The 15571-nt window shown below is 32.7% G+C and carries 16 protein-coding genes; 1 reads left to right on the forward strand and 15 read right to left on the reverse strand.

What is annotated here, in order from left to right; translation table 11 throughout:
* Positions 1 to 26 precede the first annotated feature (26 nt).
* From BM289_RS19370 to BM289_RS19390, 5 genes are all read right to left on the reverse strand, one after another.
* Positions 27 to 1010 carry an SDR family oxidoreductase gene (locus tag BM289_RS19370; RefSeq protein WP_091496626.1) on the reverse strand — a complete coding sequence of 328 codons (984 nt, stop codon included), beginning with the start codon at positions 1008 to 1010 and terminating at the stop codon, positions 27 to 29.
* A gap of 10 nt (positions 1011 to 1020) precedes the next feature.
* Complete coding sequence (locus BM289_RS19375) at positions 1021 to 3468, reverse strand: polysaccharide biosynthesis tyrosine autokinase (protein WP_091496628.1); 2448 nt, start codon at positions 3466 to 3468, stop codon at positions 1021 to 1023.
* Positions 3469 to 3481: 13 nt separating this feature from the next.
* Positions 3482 to 4276, reverse strand: a complete 795-nt coding sequence (locus BM289_RS19380; protein WP_091496629.1) for a polysaccharide biosynthesis/export family protein — start codon at positions 4274 to 4276, stop codon at positions 3482 to 3484.
* 72 nt (positions 4277 to 4348) lie between these two features.
* Positions 4349 to 4969: a recombination mediator RecR gene (recR, locus tag BM289_RS19385; RefSeq protein WP_091496631.1), complete on the reverse strand. Its 621-nt coding sequence runs from the start codon at positions 4967 to 4969 to the stop codon at positions 4349 to 4351.
* A gap of 142 nt (positions 4970 to 5111) precedes the next feature.
* Positions 5112 to 5477, reverse strand: a complete 366-nt coding sequence (locus BM289_RS19390) for a CoA-binding protein (RefSeq protein ID WP_091496633.1) — start codon at positions 5475 to 5477, stop codon at positions 5112 to 5114.
* Between the two features lie 154 nt (positions 5478 to 5631).
* On the opposite strand from BM289_RS19390, the gene BM289_RS19395 reads away from it, so the two are divergent.
* Positions 5632 to 6258 carry a MarC family NAAT transporter gene (locus BM289_RS19395; protein WP_091496635.1) on the forward strand — a complete coding sequence of 209 codons (627 nt, stop codon included), beginning with the start codon at positions 5632 to 5634 and terminating at the stop codon, positions 6256 to 6258.
* A gap of 72 nt (positions 6259 to 6330) precedes the next feature.
* Here the strand turns inward: BM289_RS19395 and ctlX are convergent, their stop codons facing one another.
* The 10 genes from ctlX to rpsM form a co-directional block, all read right to left on the reverse strand.
* Positions 6331 to 7266, reverse strand: a complete 936-nt coding sequence (gene ctlX / locus BM289_RS19400) for a citrulline utilization hydrolase CtlX (RefSeq protein WP_091496637.1) — start codon at positions 7264 to 7266, stop codon at positions 6331 to 6333.
* Between the two features lie 104 nt (positions 7267 to 7370).
* Complete coding sequence (locus BM289_RS19405) at positions 7371 to 8285, reverse strand: dimethylarginine dimethylaminohydrolase family protein (protein ID WP_091496638.1); 915 nt, start codon at positions 8283 to 8285, stop codon at positions 7371 to 7373.
* A 62-nt stretch (positions 8286 to 8347) separates the two neighbouring features.
* Positions 8348 to 9625 carry a citrate synthase gene (locus BM289_RS19410; RefSeq protein WP_091496640.1) on the reverse strand — a complete coding sequence of 426 codons (1278 nt, stop codon included), beginning with the start codon at positions 9623 to 9625 and terminating at the stop codon, positions 8348 to 8350.
* A 153-nt stretch (positions 9626 to 9778) separates the two neighbouring features.
* On the reverse strand, positions 9779 to 11071 hold the full coding sequence (gene eno / locus BM289_RS19415; RefSeq protein WP_008464336.1) for a phosphopyruvate hydratase: 1293 nt from the start codon (positions 11069 to 11071) through the stop codon (positions 9779 to 9781).
* 111 nt (positions 11072 to 11182) lie between these two features.
* Complete coding sequence (carA, locus tag BM289_RS19420) at positions 11183 to 12292, reverse strand: glutamine-hydrolyzing carbamoyl-phosphate synthase small subunit (protein ID WP_091496642.1); 1110 nt, start codon at positions 12290 to 12292, stop codon at positions 11183 to 11185.
* Between the two features lie 245 nt (positions 12293 to 12537).
* Complete coding sequence (gene rplQ / locus BM289_RS19425) at positions 12538 to 13029, reverse strand: 50S ribosomal protein L17 (protein ID WP_091496644.1); 492 nt, start codon at positions 13027 to 13029, stop codon at positions 12538 to 12540.
* A 62-nt stretch (positions 13030 to 13091) separates the two neighbouring features.
* Entirely contained in the window at positions 13092 to 14084 is a 993-nt protein-coding gene (locus BM289_RS19430; RefSeq protein ID WP_008464329.1) for a DNA-directed RNA polymerase subunit alpha, read from the reverse strand.
* Positions 14085 to 14105: 21 nt separating this feature from the next.
* A complete protein-coding gene (gene rpsD, locus BM289_RS19435) occupies positions 14106 to 14711 on the reverse strand; it encodes a 30S ribosomal protein S4 (RefSeq protein WP_008464326.1) in 606 nt (201 codons plus the stop codon).
* 92 nt (positions 14712 to 14803) lie between these two features.
* Positions 14804 to 15187, reverse strand: a complete 384-nt coding sequence (gene rpsK, locus BM289_RS19440; RefSeq protein ID WP_026727866.1) for a 30S ribosomal protein S11 — start codon at positions 15185 to 15187, stop codon at positions 14804 to 14806.
* A gap of 8 nt (positions 15188 to 15195) precedes the next feature.
* A complete protein-coding gene (rpsM, locus tag BM289_RS19445) occupies positions 15196 to 15570 on the reverse strand; it encodes a 30S ribosomal protein S13 (protein WP_008464322.1) in 375 nt (124 codons plus the stop codon).
* Position 15571: the final 1 nt, after the last annotated feature.

Genomic DNA, 15571 nt, shown 5'->3' on the forward strand with positions numbered 1-15571 from the left:
GATCTATTATTTCTTGATATTTATTTTTATTTTAAATTATTCCAATACCATCCAACAGCTTCTTTCAATCCGTCTTGTAAAGAATATTTTGGACTGTAGCCTAGTATTGTTTTTGCTTTTTCGATACTTGCTAGTGAATGCGGAATATCACCTACTCTATTCTCTCCGTATACAACGGGTATATTTTTTATTTCTGAATCAAATTCAGCTAAATACTCTTTCAAATATTTCACTAAATCATTCAACGTGTTTCTATCTCCGAAAGCTGTATTATAAACTGAATTAACTGCTTCAGGATTTTGTGAAGTCATCGCTAACTCATTCATCTGAATCACATTATCTATATATGTAAAATCACGCGAATAATTGCCATCCCCATTAATTACAGGACTTTCGTGATTCATAAATTGTTTTACAAATTTTGGTATTACCGCTGCATAAGCTCCATTTGGATCTTGCTTTCTTCCAAAAACATTAAAATAACGAAGGCCGATTGTTTCTAACCCGTAAGTTTTACTGAAAATTTCAGCATATAATTCGTTAACATATTTAGTAATTGCATAAGGCGACAATGGCTTACCTATTACTTCTTCTACTTTTGGCAATCCTTTTGAATCTCCGTAAGTAGATGAACTCGCAGCATACACGAAACGTTTTACTTTTGCATCACGAGCAGCAGTAAGCATATTCAAAAAACCTGAAACATTTACATCATTTGTCGTTATAGGATCTTTTATTGATCGCGGAACAGAACCTAAAGCCGCTTGGTGTAAAACATAATTCGCTCCTTCAACAGCCAAAATACAATCTTCTATATTCCTAATATCTCCTTCAATTAATTTAAAATTGGGATTATTTAAAAAATCATTCAGATTATGACGATGTCCTGTCGAAAAATTATCTAGGCAAACTACTTTGTATCCTAATCCTAAAAAATACTCCGTCAAATTTGAACCTATAAATCCAGCTCCACCAGTAATTAAAATCGTATTTTTTATTGCATTTTCCATTTACAAAAAATTAACTTTTTCTAAATCTATTTAAAAGTGTCTTCCAGAAACTCAGCTTTACTTCTTCTTCATGATAACCATTTGCGTAAGCACCGTAACCATATCCATAACCATAATCTCCACCATATTTTGCTTTGTTTTCATAACCATTCAAGACAATGCTGACATTAGTCAATTCACCACGTTTTATTCTGTTATTTAACAACGTAATCATATCTTTTTTGGTATAATTCTGTCTAACTATATACAATATAACATCCGAAAATTGAACTAACTCTAATGAATCTGAAACCAAACCTACGGGAGGAGTATCTAGTACAATATAGTCATACTTTAGCTTCAATTCTTCAATCAATTCTTTCATGGCATCACTTAAAATCAGTTCTGAAGGGTTTGGAGGAATTGGCCCAGAAAGAATTACATCTAAATTTGGAATAGAAGTTGAATTTGTAATCTCCTCTAGACTATTCTGTTTAATTAAATAATTAACAACTCCAAGAGGTGTATTTAATTGAAACTCATCTGCCAGTCTAGGTTTTCTTAAATCTAGACCAACAATTACTGTTTTCTTTTCACTTAAAGCAAAAACAGTTGCAATATTTATAGAGCAAAATGTTTTCCCCTCACCACTAATTGACGAAGTAATCATTAATGTTTTAGAGCCACTTACTTGTTGTTTTTTATACAAAAATTGAAGAGAGGATCGTACTCCGCGAAAGGCCTCAGAAAGCGCTGATTTAGGTTTATCAAACACTGCTAAATTCAGAGAATCTTTATTCACTCCAATCACTCCAAGCAATGGTATTTGTGTTAATTTATTAATATCATCAGCGTTTTGAATAGAATTATTAATAAAGAAAATACCTAAAACAAACAGCAAAGGAATTAAAGTACCTAAAAACAGAGCCATGATATAGTTAACAGATGTTTTGGGTCCTATTAAACCTTCTCCGATATCTTTTGCCGGGTCAATAAAATGAATATCTGATAAATTAGATGCTTTTACAATTTCAGCTTCATTTCTTTTTTGAAGAAATGCGGTGTAAATATTATCATTTAAATCATATTTCCTTTTAATTTTCAACAATTCTTGTTGTTCTACAGGAAGTTTACGAACTGTACTTTCTGCCTCGCCAATTTTAGCATTTACCAAGGACAAATCATACAATAATGAAGACTTTGCTGTTGCAATGTTCTCCTGAAGAACGTTTTTTACGGCCTCCATCTGATTGTCAAAATCTTTAAATATTTTTTCGCTTTTTACCGCATAAGCCATTTCTGATCTCTGTGTAGAAAGCGCTATTAATTTTGAAACATTTGCAACAATATTGGGATCTTCAATTCCTGCAACTGAAGGCGCAGGCAATCTTGAATAATCACCATTACTATTTAAATATGATTTTAATGAATTATAATAAGCAATCTTTCGGGTAACTTGATCTTTTTCAACATCAAAGTTCATTATTTTATCCGAAACTCTAGCACCTCCATCTTCGATTTGAAAAATATTCTTGTCTTTTTGAAAGGTCTTTAACTCATTACCTGTCTGCTTTAATTGAGCCTCCATTGCAACCAAGGTGCTATCAATAAACCGAATAGTATTTGTTGCGAACTGATTCTTACCATCCAACTGTATCTTGATAAGCATTTTCACGGTGGAATTTAAATAATCAACCATTCTGGCCTTGTTTGTCCCCTGCATCGACAAGTTTAATATTGAACCACTTCCTCTATCCGGTTCTACACTTATCCCTCTGTATCTGGAGACGGTTCCATCAAAATCATTAAATTTTACAAAATATTCTTTTCCTTTGTAAAACCCAGGATTATCATTTATTTGAAGTTTCCAATTTAAGAAAGGAAGATTAACAAGCTCCCCTACTTTGAATTTCTTTATAAAATTTCCAATTTGTACAGAAGTGTTGCTATAAGCATTAGTGTTGTAAGTAATTAATGAAACTGAATTGTTTTCAAAAGGAATTTCAATTTCATATACACTTTCACTCAAAAACTTAATTTTAATTAATGTATTGACTATTTGCCCCTTTGTTTTGTCAATATCAAGATAAAAAGGAACGGCTCCATAAGAATCAATTAAATTATATTTTCCCTGTTCTAAATAATCAATATAAAACTGCAGTTTATCTACAACTAATTCATTATGGGATCTTGATTTTAGAATGGTAGAAATTCCGTTTACCTGATCTGATACTCCTCCCCAGTTAAAAACTAAACTTGTATTAGATGTAAAAAATGGATTACTTTGCTCTTTAATAGAAACCATAGTCTGCATACCATAAATCTTTTCTTTACGAACATTTACCTGATATGCAATAGTAAAAGCAATAATCAAACTGATTAGAAACCATTTCCAATAACTAGCAATTTTTAACAGAAAACCTTTAAAATCAAAATTGGAATGATTTTCAAAAATGGAAAAATCTTTAATATCTAACATTTTTTAAATCTCTTTAATTTCTTATAATTAGGTAAACTGTTGTTGCCAAAGACAGTAACGTGATAATGGTTGATATAGATTGTATTCCCGTTTGACCAGTTCCCCATGTTTTCTGTCTTAAAGGTTTTACATAAATATAATCATTTGGCTGTAAATAATAGTAAGGAGACTTCATCACATTTACATCTGTTAGGTCTATATCATTCATCTGAACTCCAGTGGGAGTCTGCCGAATTACCGTTACAGCTTTTCTATTTCCAACCGTAGTAATATCCCCTGAATTAGCAATAGCTTCCATAATTGTCACATTATCTTTATACAAAATTTTTGTGCCAGTACTTCCGACTTCTCCATTAATTGTATATCTAAAACCTGCTAATTTTACTGTAACAAAAATATTAGCCTCACTCTTAAAATACTCTTCTAATAGTTTTTTTTCAATTTTCACCCGAACTTCTTCAAGCGTATACCCTATCACGTTTACTTCTCCTAAAATGGGCATTCGAATATTTCCATGATCATCAACTTTAAAACCATCAAAATACAATGAAGATTCTGATTGCAAATTTTGAGCACTCTCACTATTACTTGTATTAAAAATAGAAACCAATTTTGGATCAATTGCTTTCATATTAATACTTAAAATATCGTTAACCTGTAATCTATATGGTTTAGATTGTACCGCTGTAATAGTATTTTGTTCACTCGAAGTACTTTTATCTTGCAGATAAACTAAATCTTTCATCGGAATACATGAAGTAAGTAATACCGAAATTAATAAAAATAGATAAAAGCTTTTTTGTGTCATTAGTTTAATTTTAGCGCAAATATAGCTTTTCCTCTCATGTCTAGAAAAACTAACTATTATTTGGGGGTTTAGTTAATTATTTTTAAAAGTTTTTTCAAAAGGAACTCGATGTAGAATACTCCTTCCCAATGTTATTTCGTCAGCATATTCTAATTCATCTCCAACAGATATACCTCTTGCAATTGTTGAAACTACAATCTGTAAATCAGCAATTTGTTTATAAATGTAAAAATTGGTCGTATCACCTTCCATAGTAGAACTTAAAGCGAAGATAATTTCAGTTACTTTTCCAGATTTAGCTTTTTCTACTAAACTCGAAATATTCAACTGATTTGGTCCAACTCCTTCAATTGGTGAAATCTTCCCACCAAGCACATGGTAAATACCTTTAAACTGGCCTGTGTTTTCAATTGCCATTACATCACGAATATCTTCAACTACACAAATAGTCTCATGATTTCTTATTGGATTAGCACAAATCTCACAGATTTTAGTGTCCGCAATATTATGACAGCTTTCACAAAACTTAATATCTTCACGCATGGTTAAAAGCGCCTGAGATAAAAAAGCAGTATGTTCTTTCGGTTGCTTAAGCAGATGAAGAACTAATCGGAGTGCCGTCCGTTTACCAATACCCGGTAATTGCGACATTTCATTTACCGCTTTTTCAATTAATTTTGATGAAAATTCCATGACGACAAAAGTAATACTTTTAATGGTTTAGCAACTATTTGAAATTAAATTCGGCCTTAATAAATACTGCTTTTCACAAGAATCATTACTTAAATCAAAATAATAGCAACCTGTAATATTTCTAACAACAAAAAATCCAGCATTAATATTGATTAGTCGCCAATAAAACAAGTGTACAGGCAACTTCTACTTGAATATCATTCAATTCCAACAATTGATATAATTCAGGATTTTCTGTTCCTGGATTAAAAACAACCCTGTTTGGTTTTGCTTCTATGATATAATTATAATAATCTCTTTGACGAACTGGATTCAGGTACAAAGTAATGGTATCAATATTTTTAACCGGTATCGCTTTAGTATGAATTTTTACTCCTGCAACTTCTCCTGCTTTTTGCCCTATAGCCAAAACAGAATATCCTTTTCCTACAAGCATATTTACAGCTCTGTAAGAATAACGCTCTGGATTTGTTGACGCTCCTATAACTAGTGTTTTTTTATTTTTCATTATTTTCATTTAGACTGCAAAAGTAATCAAAAAGAACGATTTTATCTTTATCTATTTGATTCAGAATCTATAGCAATTAAAAACATTATCCTAACATAATTATACCAAAAGACATCAAAAAATAACTATTTTTACTTCATTAACCCAAACCCCTATGGAATTATTTATCTATTTATTTGCCGCATTATTTTCGGTATTAAACCCAATTGGAACTGTCCCAATCTTCGTTGGATTAACACAAAATGATTCACAAAAAGAAAGATCTAGAATCTCACTTTGGACAGCTATTAATGTTTGCATTATATTGCTAGTTTCTTATTTTATTGGTCAGTATGTATTGACCTTTTTCGGAATTAGCATAGACGCTTTAAGAATCGCTGGAGGAATTGTAATTGTTAACTCTGGATTCTCTCTGCTTTCTGGAAAATTCAATAAAAAGAGAGGGATCAACAAAAAAATTGAAAATGAAGCACAGCAAAGAAATGATATTGCGCTAACACCTTTAGCAATACCCATGCTTGCCGGTCCAGGCTCAATGTCGCTTTTAATTGCTTTTTATCAGGAACACCACGAACTAAATGAAGTCATAATTTCTACTTTGGCCATTATCGCCATTGCAGTTGCTATTTTTGCAATTTTAAAAAGCGCTCATTACTTAGCCAGAATATTAGGTGCTTCCGGAATTGTTGCAATTTCTAGAATTGTTGGTTTTATAGTTATTTCGATAGGCATTCAATATATTGTAAGTGCCATTGTAAACATTATCAAAGGAAATTTCTAAATTAAAGCATATGCAAAAAAAAGGATAAAATCATGAAGATCTTATCCCTTTCTTTTTTTACTAAATATTCAGCTAACTTCTTGGCAAGAAAACTTCAGCCATCATACATCTAGCACTTCCCCCACCGCAAGCTTCGATTGTATCAAGGCTTGAACTTAAAATTTCAGCATGATTCTCTAACTGCGTAATTTGTTTCGAAGTTAAACTCTGATGTGCAGAAGCGCTCATTACAATATATCTTTTGTCATTTGTCCCGCGAACTTCAAGCATATTTCCAGCAAAATTATTTACTTGATCTTCTGTAATTAGAATAATTTCTTTTCCATCTTGCTTAAGATTATCCAACACCATTTTGCGTTCTTTTTTATCATCAATAGAATCTGCGCAAATAACAGCAAAAGTTTCTCCTAAACACATCACAACATTAGTATGATAAATCAGTTTACGCTCTCCTTCAACTGTTTGAAAAGCCTCGAAAATTACTGGAGCATAATCAAAATCTTCGCAAAACTCAATAAATAATTCTTCGTCAGCTCTTGGCGATAAAGCACAATAAGCTTTACCATTTGCCCGATCTAACAATAAACTTCCTGTTCCTTCTAAAAAAATACCATCTTCTTCGGCAGAAGTATAGTCCATTATATTTGTGATTTCAAATCCTTTTTCTTCCAAAGTATCCAAAATATCCTCACGGCGTTCCTGACGGCGATTTTCTGCAAACATTGGATATAAAGCTACATCTCCATTTTCGTGAAACGAAACCCAGTTATTTGGAAAAATACTATCTGGAGTATCCGTTTCTAAAGTATCTTCAATTACAGTCACATCAACACCAACTGCTCTCAATTTTTCAACAAAAGCATCAAATTCCTGCTGTGCTTTTGCATTTACAGTACTTGGCAATAAACCATCTAATACTTTTTGGTAATAATTATTTACAGCAGTCTGCTCATTCATTCTAAAAGCAACTGGCCTAATCATTACTATCGCGTTTGTTGTTTGTCTCATTTTGTATATTTTTCGTTTGCTTCGCCAATTCGGCTAAAGCCTCGTGTCAGGTTTCAGGTTTCAAGTTTTTACAGAACATGAAACCTAAAACTTGAAAAAATTATTTAGTCTCTAATTAATGGCAATGTTGAGCATCTCAACAAACCTTCTTGTTTTGCAATTTCAGCATATGGAATCTCTTCAACCGTAAAACCGTTTGCGCGAAGCCAGTTATTTAATCTCGTAAAATTCTTCTCTGAAACCACAATATTTTCGTCAATCGAAAACACGTTTGAAAACATATTATACATTTCATTTCTTTCGATATGAAACAAATTTTCTTTTCCAAAAAGATTCACCAAATACAAATAATCAGCCTCTTCTCTAAAACCTCTTTTATAGATAATTCCTTTATCTTTTCCAACAGGTTGAAAACAGCAATCCAAATGCAAAGCATTATCTCTTGCCTCTAATTTTGATTTCACTAAATCAAATTCTTTGACAATTTTATTTGGAAATAATTCCTTAATATAATTAACACCATGCATATTTGTTCTGGCCGTGATATAATCCTTATAGTCACTTCCTTTATAGGTGCCAATAAAAATATGATTATTCCAAAGCATTACATCTCCTCCTTCAATATGAACTTCTTCAGGCGGGCGAACTACTTTCACTGGATCAATTTGATCAATCACATATTGAATTGCATCTAATTCACGTTCGCGATCTGGAAGAATATTTGATTTCACAAAAACATCATCAATCACAAAACCAATATCTCTGGCAAAAATCTGATTGTAGTTTTCAATCATTTCAGGACGATAAACAGTTACATCATATTTTTGGAAAACAGCATTAAAAGCATCCATTTCTGCAACCATATCTTTTTCTACAGGATAAGTTCCTGCCTTAATATGTTCCAATGATTTAGGATCATAAGCTTCCTCGATTGTTGGAGTCGGCCCATTATGAACAGCAGAACCCAAAACAACAGCACGAAGCCGCGATGTTTCGTTCTTAACATTTAATTGCAACATAACATTATAATATTTTGAGCAAATATAAAAAAAGCTTCACAGTTAAGTGAAGCTTTCGTTTTTTATTTATTCGACCTGAACTCTCTTAAAGGATGTCCAGTGTAGATTTGTCTTGGTCTTCCAATTGGCTCCTTGTTTTCACGCATTTCTTTCCATTGTGCGATCCATCCAGGTAATCTTCCAATTGCAAACATTACAGTAAACATGTCTGTTGGAATCCCTAAAGCTCTGTAGATAATTCCAGAGTAGAAATCAACGTTTGGATATAAGTTTCTTGATTTGAAGTATTCATCTTCAAGAGCTGCTTTTTCTAATTTTCTAGCAATATCTAAAATTGGATCTTCAACACCTAAAGTTTCTAATACTTCTGTTGCCGCTTTTTTAATGATTTTAGCTCTTGGATCAAAGTTTTTGTAAACTCTGTGTCCGAATCCCATTAAACGGAAAGGATCATTTTTATCTTTCGCTTTCGCTAAGAATTTATCTGTATCACCGCCATCCTTATTAATCTCTTCTAACATTTCAAGTACTGCTTGGTTAGCACCACCATGAAGTGGCCCCCATAAAGCAGAAACTCCTGCAGAAACTGAAGCAAATAAACCAGCATGAGAAGAACCTACCATTCTTACTGTAGAAGTAGAACAGTTTTGTTCGTGATCAGCATGAAGAATAAATAATTTATCTAAAGCATTAACAATAATAGGATTTGCAGCATAAGGACCTGTAGGCAATTTAAACATTAATTGCATAAAGCTCTCTACATATCCTTTTGTATTGTCATAATAGTTTAATGGATACCCCATAGACTTTCTGTAAGTCCAAGTAGCAATCACAAGAAACTTAGCCATTGTTTTACAAATAGCTTCATACATTTCTTTTTCGTTATCAACATTTACCGCTTTAGGATTAAATGCCGTCAAAGCACTTGTTAAAGCAGATAAAACTCCCATTGGGTGAGCCGTTTTTGGAAAACCGTCAATAATATTTTTCATTTCTTCGTTTACCAAAGAATGTTTTCTAATATTATTTTCAAAATCTTCTAACTGTGCAACAGTAGGTAATTCTCCAAAAATCAAAAGATATGAAACTTCTAAGAAACTAGCTTTTTCTGCTAAGTCTTCGATTGAATATCCTCTGTAACGCAAAATTCCTTCTTCTCCATCTAGGAAAGTGATTTCACTTGTACAAGACCCTGAATTTTTATAACCTGGATCAAGCGTAATATAACCTGTTAAATCACGTAATTTGTTGATATCGATAGCTGATTCGTTTTCGCTTCCTGTGATTACCGGAAGCTCAATCTTTTTACCATCTATTTCTAATGTAGCTATTTTTGACATAATATATTGGAAATAATTCTTTAAATAATAATTTACCAAATCTAATGAATTTAAGACTAATTAAAAAAAGAATACTGCTATGAATTTGTTAAAAGTCCAAAAAAAAACCATTCGTTAGAAAACGAATGGTTTATCTTAATATAACTCTTATGATTATTTAATCTTAAAAGCATTTAAACCAGGAAAATAAGCTGTACTTCCTAATTCTTCTTCAATTCTTAATAATTGGTTGTATTTAGCCATACGATCAGAACGAGACGCCGAACCAGTTTTAATTTGACCACAGTTTAAAGCTACAGCTAAATCTGCAATTGTATTATCTTCAGTTTCTCCTGAACGATGAGACATTACAGATGTATAACCAGCATTTTTAGCCATGTTTACAGCAGCAATTGTTTCAGTCAAAGTACCAATTTGGTTTACTTTTACTAAAATTGAGTTAGCAATTCCTTTTTCGATACCTGTTGACAAACGAGCAACATTCGTAACAAATAAATCATCACCTACTAATTGAACTTTATCTCCAATTTTTTCAGTTAAAGCTTTCCACCCGTCCCAGTCATCTTCGTACATACCGTCTTCGATAGAGATAATTGGATATTTAGCAGCAAGTTCAGCTAAGTATTCAGCTTGTTCTGCAGAAGTTCTAATTTTTCCAGTTTCTCCTTCAAATTTAGTGTAATCGTATTTACCGTTTACATAAAACTCAGAAGCCGCACAGTCAAGAGCAATCATAATTTCGTCACCGAAAGAATATCCTGCTTTCTCAACTGCAAGTTTGATAGTATCTAAAGCATCTTCAGTTCCACCAGCTAAGTTTGGAGCAAAACCTCCTTCATCACCTACAGCAGTACTTAAACCTCTGTCGTGTAATACTTTTTTCAAGTTGTGGAAAATTTCAGTTCCCATTTGCATTGCATGTGTAAAAGAAGTTGCTTTTACTGGGAAAATCATAAACTCTTGGAATGCGATAGGCGCATCAGAGTGAGAACCACCATTGATGATATTCATCATTGGAACAGGCAATGTATTAGCAGAAACTCCACCTACATATCTGTATAATGGCAAACCAAGCTCGTTAGCAGCAGCTTTTGCAGCAGCTAAAGAAACTCCTAAAATAGCATTGGCTCCTAATTTAGATTTGTTTGGAGTACCATCTAAATCAATCATTAATTGGTCAATTGTATTTTGTTCGAAAACAGAAGTTCCAACTAATTCTTCAGCAATAATAGTATTTACATTATTCACTGCATTCAAAACACCTTTACCTAGATAAGCTTTACCTCCATCACGTAATTCAACAGCTTCGTGCTCTCCAGTTGATGCTCCAGATGGAACAGCAGCTCTACCTAAAACTCCATTTTCAGTTACTACGTCAACTTCAATAGTAGGATTACCTCTAGAATCAAGAATTTGTCTTGCGTGAACTTTAATTATAATACTCATTATTTTTGTTTTTTATTAATAAATTATATTTTTTTTTCGAAATTATAAAAATATTTAATACTAAAAACACAATCTAGACATTAAACACCTTTATTTATTAACTACATCGTTTTAGGCTTTGCTACTTTTTATATTCTCTACAAATTGGTCAAACAAATATGACGAATCGTGTGGTCCTGGACTAGCTTCTGGGTGATATTGAACTGAAAAACAATTCTTATTCTTCATTCTCATTCCCGCAACTGTACCATCATTTAAATGAACATGCGTAATTTCAAGTTCAGGGTGATTCTCCAACTGTTCTCTCTTAACGGCAAACCCGTGGTTTTGAGAAGTTATTTCACCTTTACCAGTAATAATATTTTTAACAGGATGATTAATTCCTCTGTGTCCGTTAAACATTTTGTAAGTTTCAACACCGTTTGCCAAACCGATTACTTGATGTCCTAAACAGATTCCGAACAAAGGTTTGTTATCTGCCAAAATTTCTTTTGCAACTTGAATTGCTCCAAACAAAGGATCTGGATCTCCAGGTCCGTTTGACAAGAAATATCCATCCGGGTTAAACTCAGACATATCTTTATAAGTTGAATCAAAAGGATAAACTTTAATATAGCAATCTCTTTTTGCAAGATTTCTCAAAATGTTCTTTTTGATACCTAGATCTAAAGCTGAGATTTTGTAAGTAGCATTTTCATCACCAACAAAGTATGGCTCTTTAGTCGATACTTTAGAAGCCAATTCTAAACCTTCCATATTTGGAACATTAGCCAATTCTTTCTTCAAATCCTCGATTGAAGTTCCATCTGTACAAATAACAGCATTCATTGCACCATTGTCACGAATGTAACTCACTAGCGCACGAGTATCAACATCAGAAATGCAGATTAGATTTTGCTTAGCAAAATAATCCTCTAAGCTTTCAGAAGCATTTGTTCTAGAATAATTAAAACTGAAGTTTTTACAAACCAAACCAGCAATTTTAATACTATCAGACTCTACCTCTTCCTCATTCACACCATAGTTTCCGATATGTGTATTTGTAGCAACCATTATTTGCCCAAAATAAGAAGGATCAGTGAAAATTTCCTGATACCCAGTCATTCCAGTATTAAAACAAACTTCACCAAAAGTTTTACCGCTAATTCCGATAGATTTTCCGTGAAAGATTGTTCCGTCACTAAGTAATAAAATGGCGCTTTGTCGTGTTGTGTATTTCATTATTTAATTTGTATTGTTTTTTTAATCAAGTTATAAAACCTAATCAAGGTTTTAAGTGTAATTAGAATTTTGCAAATTTACTTCTTTAAAATAGCCCTTCCAAGATTTTTTAAAACTTTCACTCGTAAAAATAAAACCTATCATTTTAAATAAGTTACATTTTTGCAGTTTGAAAAAAATCAAAAAAAAAGGATAAACTAAAAATTAGTTTATCCTTGATTTTTATAGAATGATTACTTTCATAATTATTCAGAAGCTTCAGTAGTCGTTTCTGTTTCAGCAGCAGGGGCTTCAGGAGCAGCGGTTTCAGCTTTTTTAGCTTTACCACCACGACGGCTTTTCGCTTTTTTAACTTCTTTTTTACCTCCGTTGTAAAGTTCATTGAAGTCAACAAGTTCGATCATCGCCATATCAGCGTTATCTCCCAAACGATTTCCAACTTTAATGATACGAGTGTATCCTCCTGGACGGTCTCCTACTTTAGCAGCTACATCTCTGAACAAATCAGTTACAGCGTATTTGTTACGTAAGTAAGCAAAAACAATACGACGGTTGTGAGTCGTATCCTCTTTTGATTTTGTAATTAAAGGCTCAACAAATTGTTTAAGCGCTTTAGCTTTAGCAACAGTAGTATTAATACGTTTGTGCTCGATAAGAGAACAAGCCATATTAGCCAACATAGCTTTTCTATGTCCAGTCTGTCTGCTTAAGTGGTTGATTTTTTTTCCGTGTCTCATGACGTGTTTTTTTTATCTTCATCTTGCTACAATCCACCATGGAGAGCAAAATATGAAGTAAATTATTCTTTATCTAATTTGTATTTAGCTAAATCCATTCCGAAAGTTAAATTCTTCACTGCAACAAGTTCATCAAGTTCAGTTAAAGATTTTTTACCGAAATTACGGAATTTCATTAGGTCATTTTTATTGAAAGATACTAAATCACCAAGTGTATCAACTTCAGCCGCTTTCAAGCAATTTAATGCTCTCACAGATAAATCCATATCAACAAGCTTAGTTTTAAGCAGTTGTCTCATATGCAATGACTCTTCATCATACGATTCTGTTTGTGCAATTTCGTCAGCCTCAAGTGTAATTCTTTCATCAGAGAATAACATGAAATGGTGAATTAAAACTTTAGCAGCTTCAGTAAGAGCATCTTTAGGATTGATAGATCCATCAGTTTTGATTTCAAAAACTAATTTTTCGTAATCCGTCTTTTGCTCAACACGGAAATTTTCGATTGCATATTTTACATTTTTTACCGGAGTAAAAATAGAATCTGTAAAAATCGTTCCAATTGCAGCATTCTGTTTTTTGTTCTCTTCAGCAGGCACGTATCCTCTACCTTTTTCGATTGTTAAATCGAAATTCAATTTGATTTTAGAATCTAAGTTACAGATAACAAGGTCTGGATTTAGAACTTGGAAACCTGAAATAAATTTTTGAAAATCACCTGCTGTTAATTGATCTTTACCAGAAACAGAAATAGTAACTGATTCATTATCGATATCTTCAATTTGACGTTTGAAACGTACTTGTTTTAGATTAAGGATAATTTCGGTAACATCTTCAACAACACCTGAAATAGTAGAAAACTCATGATCTACACCTTCGATACGAACAGATGTAATTGCATAACCTTCTAATGCTGAAAGCAAAACTCTTCTAAGTGCATTACCAACTGTCAATCCGTAACCAGGTTCTAAAGGTCTAAACTCAAATTTACCTTCAAAATCGGTTGAATCGATCATGATAACTTTATCGGGCTTTTGAAAATTAAATATTGCCATAAATTTCGACTAAGTCAATTATTATTTGTTGTACAACTCTACGATTAATTGTTCTTTAATGTTTTCTGGAATTTGAAGTCTCGCAGGTACAGAAACGAAAGTTCCTTCTTTAAGATCATTGTTCCAAGTAATCCATTCATAAACATGACTTGAATTTGATAAAGAACGTTCGATAGCTTCTAGAGATTTAGATTTTTCACGAACTGCAACTTTATCACCAGGCTTAAGGTGGTAAGAAGGAATATTAACAACCTCTCCATTTACAGTAATGTGTCTGTGAGAAACGATTTGACGCGCACCTCTTCTAGATGGAGCAATTCCCATTCTAAAAACAACATTATCTAATCTTGCTTCGCATAATTGTAATAAAACTTCACCAGTTACTCCTTTTGTAGCTGATGCTTTTTCGAATAAATTTCTGAATTGTTTTTCTAAAATTCCATAAGAATATTTAGCTTTTTGCTTTTCCATTAATTGAACAGCGTACTCAGATTTTTTTCCTCTTTTTTTAGCCATCCCGTGTTGTCCAGGTGGGTAATTTCTTTTTTCGAAAGATTTATCATCTCCGAAGATTGCCTCGCCAAATTTACGAGCGATTTTGGTTTTAGGACCAGTATATCTTGCCATTTTAAAAAAAATTTTAAGGTAGAAATTATGAATTCAGGTCTAATCCTTCGATAATCTATGTTCTACCTTGTTTATACTATAAAAATAAAAAATTAAACTCTACGTCTTTTTGGAGGACGACATCCGTTGTGTGGCATTGGAGTAACATCAATAATTTCAGTAACTTCAATTCCACCGTTATGAATAGAACGGATAGCAGACTCACGTCCGTTACCTGGTCCTTTTACATAAACTTTCACTTTTTTAAGTCCTGCCTCAAGTGCTACTTTAGCGCAATCTTCTGCTGCCATTTGAGCTGCATAAGGAGTGTTCTTTTTAGAACCTCTGAAACCCATTTTACCAGCTGAAGACCAAGAGATAACTTCACCTTTCTTATTAGTCAAAGAAATAATAATGTTATTAAAAGTGGCAGAAATATGAGCCTCACCCGTTGATTCAACGATAACTTTACGTTTTTTTGCAGTTGCTTTAGCCATATTACTTATTATTTAGTTGCTTTTTTCTTGTTAGCAACAGTTTTTCTTTTACCTTTTCTTGTTCTTGAGTTGTTTTTAGTTCTTTGCCCTCTTAATGGAAGACCAGATCTATGACGAATACCTCTGTAACATCCAATATCCATTAAACGTTTAATGTTTAAAGAAATTTCAGAACGTAATTCACCTTCAATTTTGTAAAATGAAACAGCTTCACGAATTGCTCCGATCTCATCATCATTCCAATCTTGAACTTTTTTATCTTGGCTAACTTGAGCTTTTTCTAAAATCTCAATAGCTCTACTTTTTCCTAATCCGAAGATGTAGGTAAGTGCGATAACACCTCTTTTGTTTTTTGGGATATCTACCCCTGCTATTCTTGCCATA

The organism is Flavobacterium phragmitis (genome assembly GCF_900112575.1).
Taxonomy (GTDB): Bacteria; Bacteroidota; Bacteroidia; order Flavobacteriales; family Flavobacteriaceae; genus Flavobacterium; species Flavobacterium phragmitis.